Source organism: Acinetobacter sp. WC-743 (assembly GCF_000335555.1).
Taxonomy (GTDB): domain Bacteria; phylum Pseudomonadota; class Gammaproteobacteria; order Pseudomonadales; family Moraxellaceae; genus Acinetobacter; species Acinetobacter bereziniae.
Map to the genome: position 1 here is coordinate 58425 of NZ_AMFQ01000118.1, position 18857 is coordinate 77281.

The following is an 18857-nucleotide window of genomic DNA, read 5'->3' on the forward strand; positions in this document are numbered from 1 at the left end:
GTCATCGTTGAAACTTTGAGAATTAAGCCGTGTATTGATTTGGCTTACTACGATTTAATATATAGCGCTTTAACATGCAACTGCAGCTTCTCGCTCAAAAATAGAATCAACCTGTTCAAAGGCAAGTACTCTTGGACGATTTTGATATTGGCAAGCGTAACTGTTAACAGCGTTTTCTAAGATTTGCAGGAAATCATTGTATTGTTCTTCAAAATCTAACAGATCAAGTAAGTCCAATTTACGGCTATGATGACAATTGTATTTTTGAATAAAATTCAACAATAAGTTTTGAATTGGTGTATTGGTAAAGTAAATTAAATAGGTGGCTGCAGAACCACAATGTAAACAACCTTTTTCAAGATAAATTTCTTCATTATTTAGCCAACAGCATTGTAGTGTGAAAAATGCTCGGATGGCTTCTGTTGCTAGAGTAGGCTGTTCCACAATATTCACCAAATTTTAAATAATGCAATTGATAATCATTATCAATTAATTTCTTAAAAAAGTCCATTCAATAAAGGACAAAAAGTTGTCGGTTAGAGCATTTACAAAAGTTGTTATGTAAACGATAATTATTATTGTTTGTATTTGCGCACTACATTTTATGATTCAGACTCCCACAACTCAATCACGTCAGCAGTTACTGCAAGAAATGTATCTGGATCATCATGATTGGCTTCGTCAGTGGCTAAGCTTAAGGATCAAGTATCCATTTAGCGCAGCTGATTTGGTTCAAGATACTTTTGTAAAACTGTTGCAAACCAAACAGCTATTTTCCATTCAAGAACCTCGAGCCTATTTGGTCAATGTGGCTAAACATTTGCTTATTGATAAGCACCGTCGTTATATCTTAGAGCAAAATTATTTAGAGACCCTAAAGCAACACGTAGATGAACAAGAAAGCTTGCTGTCATCCAATCAAATCGAAGAAGCAGTGTTAATTTTAGACTTTTTGACGGTTGCGCTACAAAATACCACCCCGCTGATGCGTAAGGCTTTTATCATGTATTACTTTGAAGGTTATAGTCAAAGTGAGGTTGCCTTAGAGATTGGTCGATCATTGCGTAGTACACAATTGTATTTAGCTGAATGTCTACAACTATGTTACGAAGCGAAAAATAATCTGCTTGAGCTGGAGCAAGATGAACGCTAAACAGTTGCGTAAAGATATGGCGCTGTGGATTGTTCGCTTAAATGCGGATGATCAAGAGGAGCGCCGTCAGGCTCAGATTGAATTTGATCTTTGGCGCAATCAATATCCTGAATATCAGGATCAATTAGATGAAATGCTGAGTTTTTCTGAAACGATGCAACAGCTTTCGATGACACATGGTATTTCCAGTCAGAATGTTCATCACTCTATGCAAATCAGTCAGCAGAGTAAAACGGAAATCCAGAAATTATTTACCAAAGTTTTTGTACTTTGTTTAAGTATAGGAAGTGCAACATATTTTGCTTATCACTCAACAATATTCTCTTACTATACAGCTGATTTAAAAACAGATATAGGTGAAATGCAGTCATTCACTTTGGAGGATGGCTCAAAAGTATCTTTGGGGGCACGATCTGCAATTAAATTGGATTTCAAAGCAGATAAACGCCAGATTGACTTAGTTCAGGGTGACATTTATATCGATGTTGCCAAAGATCCAAATAGACCACTGATTATCCACACGCCACAAGCAGATTATAAGGCATTAGGAACTCGCTTTATTGTGAATCAATATCCAAAGCGCAGTGTATTGAATATGCTGCATTCTAAAGTCGAAGCGACGGCTTTGCAGGCAGCTCCTTTGTCTAAAGTAGTTCAGCAAGGTGAAAATATCACAGCGGATTCACAAGGTTTAAGTCAGATAACTAAAATAGATACTGCATCAACAGAATTCGCTTGGCAGAAACAGCAAATCTTGGCGAATGATTTACCACTGTCAGATTTACTCAGCCGTTTAGGGCGCTATCATCACCAATATTTATTATTTAACCAAGCAACTTTAGCGCAATACAAAGTGAGCGGTGTGATTAATACTCAACAAGATTTGGAACTGACACTTGCGCTCTTGGCAACACAGTATCCTTTAAAAATCAAAAAAATAGGGCAACATGTGATTGCAATAAGTGCAGAGTGATAAAACGTTTAAACAGTATGCTCTAAAAAAAATGACCATTCATTGCGGTTTTTTTGTGTGGTCTTCGTCATATAAGTTAGAACACATATTTTTTTTAACTGAATGAAGTGAATGATTATCATTTGACTTTAGGTGGCTTCAAAATGTCCCAGTCTTTATATCGAAATGCCATAAAACCGCTCGCATTGACCGCTGCCATAGCCTTGTCTATGGGAGTCATCAGTACACAAATTTACGCAGAAACTGCTGTGCCCATGACTTTCTATCAAGTGCAGCGTGGTTCACTCACTCAAGCTTTAAACAGTTTGGCACAACAAGCCAATGTTTCATTATTGCTTGATCCCAACAAAACCAATCGTTACCAAGTTAAAAGTATCCAAGGTAAATACACCTTAGACCAGATATTTACAATGTTGGTTCAAAATACCCCCTTTCAAATCCAAAAAACTTCAGCTGGCTATGTATTAATGGAAAAGCCCAGTGTTGAAAGTGCCCCTGTAATTAACCATGAAAAAGTGAGTTTAGACAAAAATCTGCCTTCAAATCAGAATGGGCAAAATCAAATTTATCAAATGACGCCGATTGTGGTAGAAGCCGTTCAAAAAGATACAATTAAGTTTGGACAAAGTGTTTTAAACCAAAAAGCAATTGATCGTTATCAGGCCAATAATGTGGCACAACTCTTAGATAACATGCCAAGTGTTGGGTCTGCTGGATCTCCTCGCCCCGGTGGTCAAACGATCAATATTCTGGGTATGGGTGGCGTGGCAGATGTTCCGATTACTTTAGATGATTCTGTAAAAAGTTTTGATAAATATCGTCAGGGATCGGTATTTATAGAACCTGAAATTTTAAAGAAAATCACTGTAGATAAAGGTCCGCATAATGTTGAAGTTGGAAATGGTGGTTTTGGTGGGAAGGTAACTTTAGAAACCAAAGATGCGACAGATTTGTTAGATAAAGATAAAAATTTAGGGACTTTTTTAAAGTATTCTCGATATTCAAATAATCGCCAAAATACCTACACCGGTGCGGTATATGGTAAAGCTGATAATGGCGTCGTAGATGGTCTGTTTTATTATACCAATCGGGACAGTGGTAATGTTAAACGTCCAGATGGCAGTACATTTTTATACTCTGCCCAAGAGCAAGAGACCTACTTAGCAAAACTTAATTTTTATCCTGCGGATGGACATAAAATCTCTCTCAATGCTATGCGCAGCGGACATGAGGGCTGGGAGCCATTTGCTGCCATGCGTGATCAGGATGCTGTGCCTACACAGGCAGATATTGCAAAATATGGCTATGATGAAGCATGGAAACGACGCTTGGTTTATCGTGATCAGGAAGATACCAGTTATTCAGCAAATTATGAGTTTAATCCAGCAGATAATCCATATTTGAATCTCAAAGGGGTTGTTTCATATTCAAAAACCTATCAGCATGACCAAAGACTACCAAGCGTAAATGGTTCAGCAGCACTTTTAGGCAATGAAAGTTGGGTAACCTATACCAATACAGTATTTAAACTCAGTAATATCAGTGATATAGAAACTAAATATGGTACTCATAAGTTAAAATTCGGTACGCAATATCAAAAGATGGAACAGAATTCCCTGATTTTTGATAAAACCAATGTGACCAAGCCTGATTATAATTTTGGCTATTATGAACCCAATTATATGCCAGCAGGCGATCAGCAAATGTTGAGCGCATTTGTTGAAGATCAATATCAGTTCAATAATATCATTATCACACCATCGTTACGTTACGATCATATTGAAAACACAGGAAAACCCAATCGAGCATCACGCTATAATGATCCTAGCGCAGGACATGATTACTCAAGTAAAACCTATACAGGTTGGTCACCTCGTTTGGCAATGTCTTGGAAGCAAACAGACTACATGACATGGTTTGCCAATGTGAGTAAGACATGGCGTGCTCCTCGTGTTGATGAGCAGTATTATGTGCAATCAGCGGCAACCACTGTTCCATCGACCAGTCGTTATTTGCTTCCTGAAAAAATGCTGGCGATACGTATCGGTAATGAAATGAATTTTGATGATTTGTTCAGTACAGATGATCATCTGCAAGTACGATTGACCTATCATCGCAATCGTGGTGCTGACGAAATATTTAGAAACCGTTCAACCTTTTGCCAAGCCCAAGCAGAAAATAATGCAAGTACAGGTGAGGGCAGTGTTAAAGACTGCAATGGTAATTACAATCATGGTTTCTATCGAAACGTTACCGATTACACCATTAAAGCCTATGAAGCTGAAGTTTTCTACAATCAACCGACTTGGTTTGCTGGTTTAACTTATTCATATATTCGTGGGCAACGTGATAATTCACCTGTGAATCCATGGTTTGACCAAAAAACATGGATGGTTGATATCCCACCTAAAAAAGCCACAGCAACTTTAGGGGTAAATGTGCCTGAGCATCACTTAACCATGGGATGGAGAGGAATTTTTGTTGCGGCTCAAGACAGAAGTTTATCTGATAATGATAAATCAATTGCTGCATCTTCTTTTTCTTTACCTAAAACCAAAGGCTACTCGCTTCATGGCGTATATGCAGATTGGCAACCTGTGGGTGAGAAAGGACCAACACTTAATTTCTCTATAGATAATTTGTTTAATCGAGACTATAAAATGTATTTAGGTGAATATATGACGGGTACAGGGCGCGATTATAAGTTCAGTATTTCTCAAAAATTCTAAAGTTGAAGTCTGGATGTTGAACACTTAGTATCTCTCATGAGTAGCCCATAGGGTTTCATTGAAAATGGGCTACTTATATCTTGTTGGATCTAAACGTATTGAAAAGATGATGTGTTTTGGGTTACTGATAAGCTATTGGAATTACAAGCGATTGAAATAACAAAACTTTATTTTTACACGTAAACCAAGTATTAATCATCATTTTTTTAAATTACATTTTGGTTACTTAATGATCGTAAAAATTTACCAATGGGTAAAAAATAAACTTGAATTTTAAAGTTTTCTTTGCCATATTCAAATCATAGTGCTGAAGGTTGTGCTTCAACTATATACGCAGTTTTTATCGCCCACTTTACTCCATCAAGTGGGTATTTTTTTATTTGTCATTGATATTGTTTGAAATTAATTTTCTTATTGCAAACTCTAAAAAGTGGTAAATAATTACAATTTGATTCTAACAATTAGCCCAAGAACTCAATGACCAATTTTTACTTTATGATTTAATATATAAATGTAGTCTTCATTGATTAAATCATATCGAGCTATCGTTCCGCCTTTCAATCTGAAAGCAGTAGTGACGGATTGCCCTAAAAGTTAGAAATGCGACTGCTTAAAAGTAACTTATTGGGGGATTGGAATAAAAAATACTAATTCTAGATCATCCTCATCAAGATTTTCAATTTGACCACTTTCTATAAATCCAGAAGTGCGTAACAAGCGTTGCATAGGTAAATTAGAACGATTGGTGGAGGTAAAAAGCTTAGGATGTAGGCATTTTGACTTCAAACCATTCAGTAAGGCAAGTCCGATGCCATGACGACGATAATGCTCTCCAACCATTAACATTTCAATAAAGCCACATCCAAAGAAATGGTAATTTAAAACACCATAACCCATGATTTCGCCATCCTTTTCAGCAAGAAAACATGTACTTTGAGCACACCAAGCGTGAATTTGTAATACCCGTTGTGCCTCATGTAAGGCAACACTATCAATCGCTATTAAATATTTGAGATCGGCTTCACTGGCGAGGCGAATTAACATTATATCCATCTACTCTTGTCATTCGGATAAATACTATAGCAATATTTCAGATGATTAGATTTGTCTATGCAGTATCAATATTCAAGAAATGTGTGAGTTTACTGGTTGCCCTTTTTGTGATTTTATAAAGATAAAATCAATGATTAAAAAAGACTTTTAATGACCTGTAGGGGCATGAGCCAAAATTCCTGTAAGAGACTATAAATGAGCACCTTAGAAACTATTTATTCAGATTTATACGAGATTGCCTTGAAACTGGATAGTATTCCTAAAAGAATACAAGAAGTCCCTGATTTAGATCATAGAGAAAATATTTTATTTATAGCAAAGGCTTTAAGTCATATTTTTGAATTGCAGAATAATATTTACATGGTAAGACCAGATTTGAAGAAAAACCATAAAGAAAATTAATATTGATTCTTTATCTAATATTAGTGAAATATTTTGCTTTTTCTCAGTGTTATTGCTTATTTTAGACATAATAAACATGACTTTAATAACTGAATGAATATGACTTTAAATGCGCAATGCCACTGTCGGGCAGTGAAATTCACCGTAGAGTTGTCAGATAATTTTGAGACAATACGACGTTGTAATTGTTCATTTTGTCGTATGAGGGGAGCTGTAGCCGTGTCTGCTCCACTTTCAGGAATAAATGTTTATGAAGGTCGTGATAAATTAACAGAGTATAGATTTAACACAAAACAAGCTGCACATTATTTTTGTTCAGTTTGTGGAATTTATACTTTTCATCAACGTCGCTCCAATCCTAAGCAGTTTGGAGTGAATGTTTCCTGTATCGTTGGAGTCTCACCGTTTGATTTTGAAAAAGTTCCAGTTATGGATGGTATCCAGCACCCGAAAGATGGGGGTGGTGGTGTAACAGGCTATCTTTGCTATGAAGCGCTAAATCATAAATAGACACAATCAAGCTTTAGCAAAATATCAAGTTTTTCAAGTCAAAATATGAAGTTGATCTGTGTTGTGTTTGAATGAACGTATTTATGAAGTATCAGGTCTTAAATTGAGAACCTAATGTGATGTTGAGTTATAAGTGTAAGGATTATGCGGATCATACAATTGAAATGACCATATAAATCAAAACATGAAAATTTTAAGAGGATACAGTATAAAGAGAATCGTCAGAGAACTAGAATGAATTTTAAACATTAAATTTTTATAATAAAAATAAGTACTCCGGTGATGCCGCTGCATGGTCGTTACCCTGAACCCGATGAGTTCAAGGTGGACGTGACGTACACTTACTGGGTTTCCCACTCGCGGTGGGCATACACTCAAAATATACAGAACACATCCATAAGTTTAAGTATCGGCAGGGGAATAGACGTACTGGCGAACACCCCAGAGTTGTATTAAGTATACATAATCTGATGTTTGTGGCAAATCATCAAAGGTCACAAATTATAAATATAGATAAAAAAATGAAATCAAATGCACGAAAAAAAAGCGGTTTAGCCCGCTTTTTCAACATCTTCGAGCATTGCTTCTAATAAACGTTCGCATTGTGCGTATTCTTGTAACGTTTTATTCATGCTCAAAACTTCTTGCATTAACTCTAACGCCACCATAATCACCAACTTATTATGTTCAACGTTGGGTGCTTTGCGACGGAACTCTTGAAACTTATCATTTAACAGCTGACCAGCACGTTCTAACTCGTGCCTTTTTTCTGTTGTCGTACCTAGACGGAAAGTCTGTTCGATTAAACGCAATTCTACGGTAACATGTTCAGACATAATTATACTTCCTCATTAGATTCTGAAGGATGAGCAAGTTGTTGAATCTCTTGCGCATGATGATCTTGTTCAGTCCCTAAAATAGAAAGACGTTGAATAATCGCTTCAACTTTGGTCTTTGCATGTTCATTTTTTTGGATTAAACGTTCACGCTCATCTTGCAGGTTTTTAATGTCCTGCAAATGATGGCGCTGTTCATTTGCCATTTTCTCTTTAACCACGCGTAATTCATTACGTTCGGCTAAAATTTCCTGAAAACGATTTTTTAAATCTGTACAGCTTTTTTCTAAACGGCTATAGCGTTCAGCTAAAGATGAGGCATCAGTGTTGAGCTGTTGAAATTGATTTTGCAACTGAGCAAGCTGTTCAGTGAGCGAATCAATTTCATCTTGTTTTTGGGTAATAATACTGTTTTTATGGCTGATTTGAGCGTGAGCTTGCTCTTCACTGTTATCTTTTTCTTTTAACAGCGATGCATTTTCTTTCTCAACAGTCTCGATTCGTGTTTTTAAAACACCAATATGCGTTTGTAGACGCTGTAATTGTTCTAACATAACGGGTCGCACAGATTTGCAATCAAAGGTAATATATACAGAAGTATAGAGATTGGATAAGCGAATGCAAGACGATATTTCAGGTTGGTCAGATTGGAACCAAAATTTTAAAGGGATTGAGGAAATTTCAAGCCCGAGTGAGTTACATGGCTTATTAACAGGTATAGTTTGTGTTACCGAAGTACCAACCCGAGATGAATGGTTACAAATTTTATCGACGTTGGATGTACCAAAATTAGACGATGAAGCATTGGCTGTACTCTCAGATGAAACCGAAGATGTGTCACATGCGCTTGCTGAAGATGATTTAGACTATCTTCCGATGCTTCCAGATGATGAACATACTTTATCGGAGCGTGTTCAAGCTTTGGCTGACTGGTGTGCTGGTGTAGTTTTAGGTTTTGGTTTGGCTTCAGGTCACATTCGTTCAGACGAACAAGAGTTAATTGAAAGTTTAAAAGATGTGGCATCTGTTGAGTTTGATGAATCAGATGACGATGAAGAGGGTGAAGCAAGCTATGAAGAGTTATACGAGTTTGTTCGCTTGATTCCAGTATCCCTATCTGTAGGGCGCAAAAAAGTACCAGTTTCAGAAAGCCCTTTGTTGCAAAATTTCCATAGCAAAATGAAGCAAGCTATAGACTCATCTGAAAGTAACAATGTGGTCGAAATGTTTACACCACACCGTCCAAGTTAAATTTTTTGTTCAAGATGAAGCACTGCTAAGTTTTAATGAAATGGTTGATTGTATAAATCTCTAAAATTTAGAGAGCACAATCAGCCATTTTTTTATCATGATATGCGGATATATTTTGATCACCAAACCAAGTCATTTTAAGGATATTGATAAGGATCGATCAATCAATCTCATAGAATACTGCTGATTTTGTTTTTAAAATAAATGGATAAATATTGTTGTATTCGTATTTACATCTTACCCAATCAAACTGTAATTTAAACATTCACCAATTGATTTAATGAACTGAAAGACAAGCTGAATAGAGAATGAAATTAACTCAAGCAGATTTTCAGGAACGTCGTGACCGCCTGGCTGAACAAATGGGTCCCAATAGTATTGCAATTATCGCCACTAGTCCGGAAGTCATGCGAAATAGAGATGCTGACTATAAGTTTCGTGCAGACAGTAGTTTCTTTTATCTTACAGGTTTTGCCGAACCTCAAGCAGTAGCAGTGTTCGAAACAGATGAAACTGGTGAAATGTATATTTATAGTCTATTTTGCCGTGAGCGAAACCGTGAAATGGAAATTTGGAATGGTTATCGAGCAGGAATTGATGGAGCAATTGATGACTATGAAGCAGATGAAGCATATGCCATAGATCTGCTTGATGAAGAGATTATTGCCAAAATCCTCAATAAAGAAAAACTATTCTATCGGATTGGTCAACGAGCAGAGTTTGATGCCAAAATAACGCATTGGATTTCCAAAGCACAAGAATCCAGTCGTGGTTTCGGCGTGCCAACACAGCTTATGCAACTTGATCAGATTTTAGATGAAATGCGTTTGCATAAATCAGCTGAAGAAATTGAATTGATGCAAATCGCAGCAAATATTAGTGCGGATGCGCATACCCGTGCCATGCAAACAGTTCGTCCCGAAATGATGGAATATGCTTTAGAAGCTGAATTGAATTATATTTTCGGTCAGCATGGTTGTGTCCCTGCCTATAACAGCATTGTCGGTGGTGGTAAAAATGGCTGTATTTTACATTATGTAGAAAATAATCAGCCCCTAAAAAACGGTGATTTGGTTTTAATTGATGCTGCATGTGAATATGAATGTTATGCCTCAGACATTACACGGACTTTTCCAGTCAATGGTAAGTTTAGTCCTGAACAAAAAGCCTTGTATCAAATTATTTTAGATGCACAAACTGCAGCGATAGAAGCGATTCAAATTGGAAACTCCTATAAAGAACCGCATACGGTAGCAGTACGAATTCTGGTTGAAGGTTTGGTTGAACTTGGAATTATGCAAGGTGATGTTGATCAAATTATCGAATCTGAAAGTTATCGTCAGTTCTATATGCATGGAACTGGGCATTGGTTAGGTATGGATGTACATGATGTTGGTGCTTATAAAGATGACAATGGTCAATGGCGAACCTATGAGCAAGGCATGGTGGTTACAGTAGAGCCGGGTCTATATATTGCGCCAGATGATGAAACTGTCGAGGAAAAATGGCGTGGCATTGGTATCCGAATTGAAGATGATGTCGTGGCAACCGAACACGGTCCTTTGGTGTTGACCAAGAATGTTGTGAAAACGATTGAGGATATTGAAGCCTTGATGGCATCCCACAACTGAGTATGTTAATTATTGATGTTCGACTGAGCCATTGCATTGAAATGGCTTCAACAAACGCAATATTTTGACGATATTGCGCTTTTTTCTAAATTAAACATATCAACTCAATCATTTTTGATCTTGATCAGATATGAAGTTGCTTTGATATTTTGCTTAAGATTATAAAAACGATGGGTACTCGAATGACTGGAATGGTATTTCCATTCCAAGGTGACATCCAAGAAATCAAAACAATGATTTATACATGGATGCAACATGAAGTTGAAATTATTGAAAGCTATACTACAATTCGAATTGAGCTGATACACGATAACTTTGTAATTATTGATAATATCGATATTTTTTATTCAGCATATAATCACCCTGAGTTATGGCAAGAACTCGTTGTTGATTTGCCTTTTAACGATTGGATTATTTTCTTCGAATGTGTCGACAGTTGTGATAGTTATAGTTATCTGATTTACAAAAATAATCATGAAGTTAGAAGGATGCTACAGGAAGAAGATGAAGATCTGTATTTTGAGGGTGAGGTGCAAGATTTTGAGAAAGTATGGCTTGATTTTTCAATCTATTATGAACATGAATATGTAGAAAATGGGAAAATAAAAAAAGAAAAAATAACGGATCCTAAGTTTTCATTAGAGCACATTGAGGATCATGAAAATTATTTTAAATATTACCATATTACTTTAAAAAATCAGACGATGTATCACACAAGATTGGCTCGTGTACTGATGGTAGAGATGTTCGAACACTTCTTAGGTTTTGATATTATTGATGGTGATTGTAAGGTTAAGCAGTCTTTGAAAATTGATTACAACACAATTCCAGCGTATGACCGAATTTTAAAACGAGCAGAAAAGAACGATGTACCGGCTCAGAATGAACTGGGCATGATGTATGAGCAGGGTCATGGTATTGAACAAGATATTGAAAAAGCACGATATTGGTACCAAAAAACTGCTAATCAAAATGATCATTGCGGGCAACTTCATCTAGGATTACTTTTTAAAGCAGGAAAAGGTGTCGAAAAAGACCTAGAACAAGCTTTGCAATGGATATCTAAAGCCGCCACCAATGGAAACGCTGATGCGCTAACTGTGTTGGGGGAAATGTACGAATTGGGTGAAGGTGTAGAACAAAGTTTTGCTGAAGCAGCAATCCTTTACCGTAAGGCAGCGAAACAAAGACATGCTGTTGCACCCTATAAACTAGGTCTAATGTATGAGTATGGATATGGTTTTGCCGCGGATATCAAAATGGCAATGCGCTGGTACTATCAGGCAGCTAGTCATTTTAATGAAGATGCTCAAAAACGTTTGGATGAGTTGCGGAAATAATCGTTCGTTTTTATTTTAAATCTGAGATGCCAAAATATATTTCTTATTGTTGAGTTAAATAATAATTTGATATTTCAATAAGATAAGATTATTTTTGCTGAATTGTCTCGACGATAAATAGTCTTTTCATTTTTGATTAAAAACTCCATAACTTAAAGTTTAGAAGAAGGGAGTATTTTAAAATCATTAATACAAATGATAATTATTATCATTTACTTTTGTGGTTTTTTGTGTATGATTTATTGTGTTTACATAATTGATGATAATTTTAATGAAAAAAAACACGAACTACACAAAACCTCTTATTTCTTTCAGGACTCAACTAAGCATCTCCATATTAGGCATTATTTTTTCACAGCACAATTATGCTCAAGAGACTCAGCAAAATGTATCTGCACTACCTACAATTGCAATTAGTGCATTACATGAAACACCTGTGGCATATAGATCAGGCAATATGGACATTCCTCGTACAGAAGATGATGTTCAGGCGTATACGATAATCAAGAAAGAGGAGTTAGAGCGCTCAGGGACAACAACAGTCACAGAAGCAATTACAAAGCTACTTCCAATGGCAACATCAACCAATAATTCAGATTACTTTAGCGCTACCTCAAGCCAGATTAATCTACGAGGTTTAGGTGCAAACCAAACCTTGGTGTTAATCAATGGTCGTCGTAGTGCAGGAACTGGAAATCGTGGTTCAGCAGAATCCACACAACAGCCCAATTTAAATAATATTCCGCTGGCAGCGATTGAAAGAATCGAGATTTTACCAACGTCAGCAGCAGCAATTTATGGTAGTGGTGCTGTTGGCGGTGTCATCAATGTCGTATTGCGTAAAGACTACGTGGGTACAGATTTAGATTTACGTTATGCCAATACCACAGATGATCAGCAGCCCGTGAAATCCTTTAACTTTGTCTCTGGTTTTGCTTTGGAAGAGGGACGTACTAACGTAATGCTCACTGCTTCGAAAAAGAGTCAGGATGGTTTATTAGACCGTGAGCGGGGCTTTAAAGATAAACAACGGCAAAGAATTTTAAAAAATAATCCAAATGCACTTATTGGTCCAACAGTAAATCCACCAGCAGGTGATCTCACCAATATTGGTTCCAAAGATGGTTCAGAATTGATTCCTGGAAGTGGTTCTTCAACTGCACATATTCCCAAGGGTTGGAATGGTGATATCAATACATTAGAAAAAGGTTATGCTTTAGGTCTAGGAAAAGGGGTAAGTAGTTGGTCTGGAGACTCACCAATTTTATATGATACAGATACTGAGTCTGTGGGAGTCTCAATCAATCGTGATTTTACTGATCGTTTCAATGTATTTCTTGAGGCAGGTTATGATCGTGAAAAAGGCTGGGGCTATAACAGTTCACCACATGGTTTTGGTGTGGTCACAGTAAGCAAAAACAGTCAATATAATCCATTTGGTAAAGATGTATTGGTCAACTATACGCTGAATGGAGACAGTTTCGGTGCTTGGGCGAAAGACACTTTTGAAACGACACAGAAAAAGGCTGCAACAGGTTTTATTTTTGATTTGACACCTAAATGGTTACTATCTGGTGATTATTCTTGGAGTAAATCGGATATTGGTCAAAGATATATCCGTAAAGGAAATGTAAATCCGAGAGCAACCCAATGGAATAAAGATACAGCCAATAATTTGATTGACTTCATTGAAGACTACACCACGAAACCGACTGATCTTATTCAAAAGTATTGGCATTATACTAAAAATAATACTCAGCAAACTTTAAATGACATGTCGATACGGGCAACAGGACCAATTGCGACATGGTATGCAGGGGATATTCGATTGGCGACCGGAATCGAACACCGACGCTATGCAAGTGAAGGTTATGCTGATCATCAGTATGTCGATAATCCTTGGGTTAAACCTACTGAACGTAAAACTCAAGCTTCAAGTGTGTATACTGAATTCAGTATACCTTTACTGTCATCAGATCATCATTACCGTTTCGCGAAGTCACTCGAGATGCAGGTAGCTGCACGTTATGAGGATTTCAAAGTATCAGCAAAAGTACCTCAGTATGATCCTAAAGCTGATCCTACTACAGGTTATAAGTCTAATTTTTTGGGCTATAGTGACTCAGGAACTGCTAAATTTGATGCTATTTCACCAACGATTGGTTTTAAATTTGAGCCTAATGATCAGATGATGTTCCGTGCTTCATATAGTGAAGGTTTTGTTACGCCAACAGCAGGGCAGTTAGCATTAGAGACGGTCAGTCAAAATACTAGCACTTCACTTAAAGATCCTGTTACAGGGAAAATATTGGATATGACCACAGATATTATTTCAGGCGGTAATCCAACGATTACCCCTGAAAAATCGAAAAGTTATAATTTTGGTGTGGTCTTGACACCAGAGATAATTGAAAACTTGCGGTTATCTGTGGATTATCATCAGATTAAAAAAAGTAATAATATTACATCGGTAAATGCACAGTATATTTTGGATAATCAAGATAAATACGGCAATCGAATAAAACGTGATGCCAACGGTGATATAACGTCGATAAATACTGCAGTCTTCAATGCATTAGGATTAAAAACTAAAGGGATTGATACTAATTTAAGTTATGCTTTCGACAGTGCAGTCGGAAATACTTCGTTTAATTTAGGGTATACCTATGTCAGTGAATATAAGCAACAAGACACTGCCGACACGCCTTTTGTTGATTATGTCGCAATGGCAAGTAGTAATGATTATCCATTAAAGCATCGTGCCAATGCATCAATCTACCTGAAACCTAACGATGTATGGGCTTTTGGTTGGGCTACACAATACTATGGTTCATATACTGTAACTAATGCAACTGCAATTTTAAATCAGACAGGAAAAGACATCAAAACTCTAAAAATAAATGATCAGTTATATCATGATATTTTTGCCAAAGCTAAATTGCCGTTTGGCAAATCTAATAAGGTTAACGCTGCAGAAGTCGGTTTTGGCATCCAAAATCTATTTAATGACTACGCGGTTGATTTATCTGGTACAAAAGGTTATCTGAGTAAATATAGTGATTTAAGAGGTCGTCAGTATTATCTCAATCTTAAACTATCGTTCTAGTCCATGTCTTACATGAGATACGTGAGATAACTAAAGTATTCTAATATTGGTTGTGTTCAAGCGCATATCGATTAAACAATCGCTTCGTTTGATTGTCATCCTTTTAACAACTTTAAGGCTGTGATTTAAATATAATAAATTACAGCCTTATTTTTTTATATTGTTCATTGATTGATTATCCCATTTTTAAAATAACGTATTGATTCAGTACAAATGATAGCAACAATTTCCTATTTCAATATAAAAATAATCGCGCTTGATGTAAGATAAAATTCATCAAGATCATAAGTATTCAGTAAGCTGAATCACGTATAGAAAGGATCAAAGCATGCAACAAGAAGTCATCATCGTTGGCGGTGGAATGGTTGGGCTGAGTTTGGCTCTCATGTTGGCGAAAGCGAATATTGCGGTAAAGCTCTTAGAAGCGGTGAAATACCCAAATTATGATGACAACAATGCTGTAGCTTATCATTCAAGTTTTGATGCTCGAAATACAGCACTTTCACGTCGTACTGTACAAATTTATCAAAAGCTCGGTTTGTGGAATGCTTTACAAGAGCATGCAACCCCGATTCTTGAAGTTCATATCACAGAGCAAGGCAGTTTCGGTAAAGCCCGTTTAAAAGCAGATCAAGAAAAAGTCGAAAGCTTTGGGCAAGTGATTGAAAATGCATGGCTTGGACGGGTACTTCTTACTCAGGTAAGACAACAACCTCTTATAGAGTTGATTGATGGTGTGCAAGTAAACTCTTTAAAACAAGACAATGACTTTGTTTATATAGAAGCAAGTCGTGGTGAAGAATATAGTCATTCAATCAAAGCTAAATTGGTGATTGCAGCAGATGGTCGAGACTCTTTTTGCCGTCAAGCCTTAGGCATCGGTGTGGATGTACATGATTATGATCAAGTTGCAATTGTCACCACTGTACAAACGTCTAAACCGCATCAGCAAGTGGGTTTTGAACGCTTTAGCCACTTAGGTCCATTAGCATTATTACCTTTGCCTGGTGAATGCCGCCGTTCAGTTGTTTGGCCAGTAAAAAAAGGAACAGAGGGTGAGTGGCTAGGGGAAGAGAATGATCAACATTTTTTGGATGCCTTACAGCAAACCTATGGAGATCGTGCAGGTAAATTCCAAAAAACAGGCAAACGTTTTAGTTTCCCATTGTCACAAGTGCTGGCAGATAAACAGGCGGTTGGACGTGTGATCTTAATGGGAAATGCGGCACATACGATTCACCCTGTGGCAGGGCAAGGATTTAATCTATGCATGCGTGATGCTGATGTATTGCTGCGTTATATCACAGCACAAATGGCTAAGTCTGAAGATATAGGTGAGCCTGAGATGTTAAAGGCATACGAACAGGCTCGCTTAACAGATCAACAACGGGTCATCAAATTTTGTGATTCGGTTGTACGAGGCTTTAGTAATCAGAATCCAGTTTTAAAATTATTACGTAATACAGGGTTGGTTGCATTTGATGTCATCCCTGGAATAAAACCCTTGGTTGCCAATTACGCAATGGGGTTAAAAGCATGATAGAACAAAATGTTTTAGATGTTATTGTTATTGGTGGCGGTCTGGTAGGCGGTTTAACCGCATTACTTTTGGCGCAAGGCGGTGTTCAAGCAACAGTATTAGACGCAGCACCCATTTTAGACGAGCAAAAAGTTTTAGCCCAAGCGAATCCACGAGTTTTGGCACTCAGTCAAGCAACCATTCATTTACTTAAAACTGTGAATGTTTGGGATAAAATTGCCCGAAAGATGCCTTATACAGGGATGCAAGTCTGGAATAAAAATGGTTATGGAGAAATTAATTTTGGTCAAGAATCCATAAATTTTCCGACGGATGAACATAGTTTAGGTTCAATGGTTGAACCCAGCTTATTAAATCTCGCCATTCAACAACAAATGCTGGAACAATTAAACGACTATCGTACCGAGGTGAAAGTCGTTCGTGTTGAACAAGGCGTTGGTTGTTGGATAATCCATCTTGCAGATGGCAGTCAGTTAAAGACAAAATTAGTCATTGGGGCAGATGGGGCAAACTCATTTGTGCGTGAGCAGGCTTTTATTGATTACGATATTCTTGATTATCAGCAAGCAGGTTTGACTTGTGCGATTCGTACCACACAACCGCACCGTTATGTGGCTCGTCAAATTTTCCATCCAACTGGTCCTTTGGCATTTTTACCGATGGCGAGTTTGAATCCTCAACAAGCTGAGCATTGGATTTCAATTGTCTGGACACTGCCTGATGATTATGCAGATGAATATGCCAGTTTGAATGATGTAGATTTTTGCCAGTTGCTCACTCGTGAAAGTCATCATATGTTGGGTGAAATAATTGAAGCAACACCACGTGCAAAATTTCCACTCAAAGCACGCGCAGCGCAGCGTTATGTCAAGGAAGGGTTGGCATTGATTGGTGATGCAGCACATGTGATTCATCCTTTGGCTGGGCAAGGAGTGAATATAGGTTGTTTGGATGCGGCAGTGCTTTGTGATGTCTTATTGCAAGATAAAAAGCGTGGTGTGTGGGCACACCAACAGACCTTAAAACGTTATGAACACACTCGTAAAGGGCAAAATGATGCCATGATGCATAGCATGTCGATGATTGGTTTCTTGGAAACTGCTGAATTCTTTCCTATGATCTGGGCGCGTAATTTTGGACTGAAACAAGTGGAAAATACTCCGCTTTTAAAAGATCAATTTTTAACAAAAGCCAGTGGATTAGAAACGTTAAAAAGCACGCAATATGCCATTTCATGAGTTGACTGATACTTTTTAAACAATCATTTAAACAATATTACGAATTTGATGAAAAAAAACACGATTTTATGTATCTAGAGACTAGTCGAATCCGCAAGAGATTGGTACATTTCTCTGTAAAACATCACCATTTTTTGGATGGTAAATTGACGTCGTTGATGGGGAGTTCAAGATGACAGATACAAATGATTATGATGATAATTCAGAAGATCATGCAGTTGACGATGATGAAGCTAAAGCAGCGGAAAAAGGTGCTGCGGTAAGTGAATCAACGGTGTCTGATACAGATTTGGCTGAAGCAGAAACACTCACGGTGACTGCGAAAAAAAGACAACGTGAAGCATTAGAAGATGAAATCGCTGCATTTTTAGCGCGTGGTGGGAAAATTACTGAAGTTCCCCCTGATGAATCTGCAAGAGATTGATTTTAAAAGCACCGTCAGGTGCTTTTTTAATGTCTTTAAAATTTGATTAGGGGCGACTGATTTGATTCAACGTTTAAGGTTGCATGATGATTTCGACACGTTGTTGATCATTCCCAATTGCTTCAAAGTCATTACTGATTAAATCATAAGTAATTTTTGAACTTTTAATTTGTTTTCCAACATCACTTCTAATCATCGCATTACCTTCTAGAGTGATTATTGATTTTTTAGCATCGAAAATCATTTTATTTGCAGAAGCCTGAATGTTTTCTTTCGTTTTATAGATTCTCTTATTCAGTTTTAGAGGGGTGCCAAAAGCGATGATAGACACAAGTTGTTTATTTTTATCTTGATTGAGCTGTATTTCATTTCCTGTGATCTGCATACTTCCTTGTTTGGCGCTAAAGTTCCCTTTGTAATAGCCAGAGGAGTTATGGATATTAAATTGAGCAAAATCACCTGACAGTTGAAGTGGTTCATTAAAATCCGGATCTTGTGCAGCAAATAAAGATGATGTCATCAGCCATGACAATAAAAAGAGTCGTGGTTTTGATATTTTAAAAATTTGAATCTTTGGTTTATTGATCATAAGTTAAAATTTCTGATAAATAAAAAATAAATGTTCAATCATATTCTTAGATACATTGAGGAACAGTCACTAAACATCCCAT

17 protein-coding genes and 1 other RNA gene are annotated in these 18857 nt (G+C 37.1%); 12 read left to right on the forward strand and 6 right to left on the reverse strand.

The window, feature by feature from the left end:
- Positions 1 to 69: 69 nt before the first annotated feature.
- Positions 70 to 444, reverse strand: coding sequence for a hypothetical protein (locus ACINWC743_RS18145; RefSeq protein ID WP_009586476.1), 375 nt, complete (start codon positions 442 to 444; stop codon positions 70 to 72).
- 160 nt (positions 445 to 604) lie between these two features.
- On the opposite strand from ACINWC743_RS18145, the gene ACINWC743_RS18150 reads away from it, so the two are divergent.
- From ACINWC743_RS18150 to ACINWC743_RS18160, 3 genes are all read left to right on the forward strand, one after another.
- Positions 605 to 1153 carry a sigma-70 family RNA polymerase sigma factor gene (locus ACINWC743_RS18150; RefSeq protein WP_009586475.1) on the forward strand — a complete coding sequence of 183 codons (549 nt, stop codon included), beginning with the start codon at positions 605 to 607 and terminating at the stop codon, positions 1151 to 1153.
- The gene (locus ACINWC743_RS18155) at positions 1143 to 2126 is read left to right on the forward strand and encodes a FecR family protein (RefSeq protein WP_009586463.1); all 984 of its coding nucleotides are present in this window, start codon (positions 1143 to 1145) and stop codon (positions 2124 to 2126) included. The genes ACINWC743_RS18150 and ACINWC743_RS18155 overlap by 11 nt, the downstream gene beginning before the upstream one ends.
- Positions 2127 to 2269: 143 nt before the next feature.
- The gene (locus ACINWC743_RS18160; RefSeq protein WP_009586478.1) at positions 2270 to 4855 is read left to right on the forward strand and encodes a TonB-dependent hemoglobin/transferrin/lactoferrin family receptor; all 2586 of its coding nucleotides are present in this window, start codon (positions 2270 to 2272) and stop codon (positions 4853 to 4855) included.
- Positions 4856 to 5476: 621 nt separating this feature from the next.
- On the opposite strand, the gene ACINWC743_RS18165 is transcribed toward ACINWC743_RS18160, so the two are convergent.
- Positions 5477 to 5908: a GNAT family N-acetyltransferase gene (locus ACINWC743_RS18165; RefSeq protein ID WP_228129116.1), complete on the reverse strand. Its 432-nt coding sequence runs from the start codon at positions 5906 to 5908 to the stop codon at positions 5477 to 5479.
- 195 nt (positions 5909 to 6103) lie between these two features.
- On the opposite strand from ACINWC743_RS18165, the gene ACINWC743_RS18170 reads away from it, so the two are divergent.
- On the forward strand, positions 6104 to 6310 hold the full coding sequence (locus ACINWC743_RS18170) for a hypothetical protein (RefSeq protein ID WP_009586519.1): 207 nt from the start codon (positions 6104 to 6106) through the stop codon (positions 6308 to 6310).
- A gap of 99 nt (positions 6311 to 6409) precedes the next feature.
- A complete protein-coding gene (locus tag ACINWC743_RS18175) occupies positions 6410 to 6820 on the forward strand; it encodes a GFA family protein (protein ID WP_228129117.1) in 411 nt (136 codons plus the stop codon).
- Positions 6821 to 7089: 269 nt separating this feature from the next.
- Here the strand turns inward: ACINWC743_RS18175 and ssrS are convergent.
- From ssrS to ACINWC743_RS18185, 3 genes are all read right to left on the reverse strand, one after another.
- A non-coding RNA gene (gene ssrS / locus ACINWC743_RS24020) (6S RNA) lies at positions 7090 to 7271 on the reverse strand.
- Between the two features lie 100 nt (positions 7272 to 7371).
- Positions 7372 to 7656, reverse strand: coding sequence for a cell division protein ZapA (locus ACINWC743_RS18180; RefSeq protein ID WP_004831740.1), 285 nt, complete (start codon positions 7654 to 7656; stop codon positions 7372 to 7374).
- A gap of 2 nt (positions 7657 to 7658) precedes the next feature.
- Positions 7659 to 8210 (reverse strand): hypothetical protein, encoded by a 552-nt coding sequence (locus ACINWC743_RS18185; RefSeq protein ID WP_004831739.1) that lies wholly within the window; start codon positions 8208 to 8210, stop codon positions 7659 to 7661.
- A gap of 64 nt (positions 8211 to 8274) precedes the next feature.
- Here ACINWC743_RS18185 and ACINWC743_RS18190 point away from each other — a divergent pair, with 64 nt between their 5' ends.
- The 7 genes from ACINWC743_RS18190 (at position 8275) to ACINWC743_RS18220 (ending at position 18186) form a co-directional block, all read left to right on the forward strand.
- Positions 8275 to 8907: a UPF0149 family protein gene (locus ACINWC743_RS18190; RefSeq protein ID WP_009586484.1), complete on the forward strand. Its 633-nt coding sequence runs from the start codon at positions 8275 to 8277 to the stop codon at positions 8905 to 8907.
- A gap of 308 nt (positions 8908 to 9215) precedes the next feature.
- Positions 9216 to 10538, forward strand: coding sequence for a Xaa-Pro aminopeptidase (gene pepP, locus ACINWC743_RS18195; protein ID WP_009586496.1), 1323 nt, complete (start codon positions 9216 to 9218; stop codon positions 10536 to 10538).
- Between the two features lie 248 nt (positions 10539 to 10786).
- Entirely contained in the window at positions 10787 to 11878 is a 1092-nt protein-coding gene (locus ACINWC743_RS18200) for a tetratricopeptide repeat protein (protein WP_227510937.1), read from the forward strand.
- Between the two features lie 271 nt (positions 11879 to 12149).
- A complete protein-coding gene (locus ACINWC743_RS18205) occupies positions 12150 to 14984 on the forward strand; it encodes a TonB-dependent receptor domain-containing protein (protein WP_035301410.1) in 2835 nt (944 codons plus the stop codon).
- A 328-nt stretch (positions 14985 to 15312) separates the two neighbouring features.
- A complete protein-coding gene (gene ubiH / locus ACINWC743_RS18210; RefSeq protein WP_009586444.1) occupies positions 15313 to 16524 on the forward strand; it encodes a 2-octaprenyl-6-methoxyphenyl hydroxylase in 1212 nt (403 codons plus the stop codon).
- On the forward strand, positions 16521 to 17762 hold the full coding sequence (locus tag ACINWC743_RS18215; protein WP_009586452.1) for an FAD-dependent monooxygenase: 1242 nt from the start codon (positions 16521 to 16523) through the stop codon (positions 17760 to 17762). Before ubiH ends, ACINWC743_RS18215 begins: the two co-directional genes overlap by 4 nt.
- 172 nt (positions 17763 to 17934) lie before the next feature.
- Positions 17935 to 18186 carry a hypothetical protein gene (locus tag ACINWC743_RS18220; protein ID WP_004831732.1) on the forward strand — a complete coding sequence of 84 codons (252 nt, stop codon included), beginning with the start codon at positions 17935 to 17937 and terminating at the stop codon, positions 18184 to 18186.
- A 73-nt stretch (positions 18187 to 18259) separates the two neighbouring features.
- On the opposite strand, the gene lptA is transcribed toward ACINWC743_RS18220, so the two are convergent.
- The gene (gene lptA / locus ACINWC743_RS18225; protein WP_227510936.1) at positions 18260 to 18706 is read right to left on the reverse strand and encodes a lipopolysaccharide transport periplasmic protein LptA; all 447 of its coding nucleotides are present in this window, start codon (positions 18704 to 18706) and stop codon (positions 18260 to 18262) included.
- Positions 18707 to 18857 lie beyond the last annotated feature (151 nt).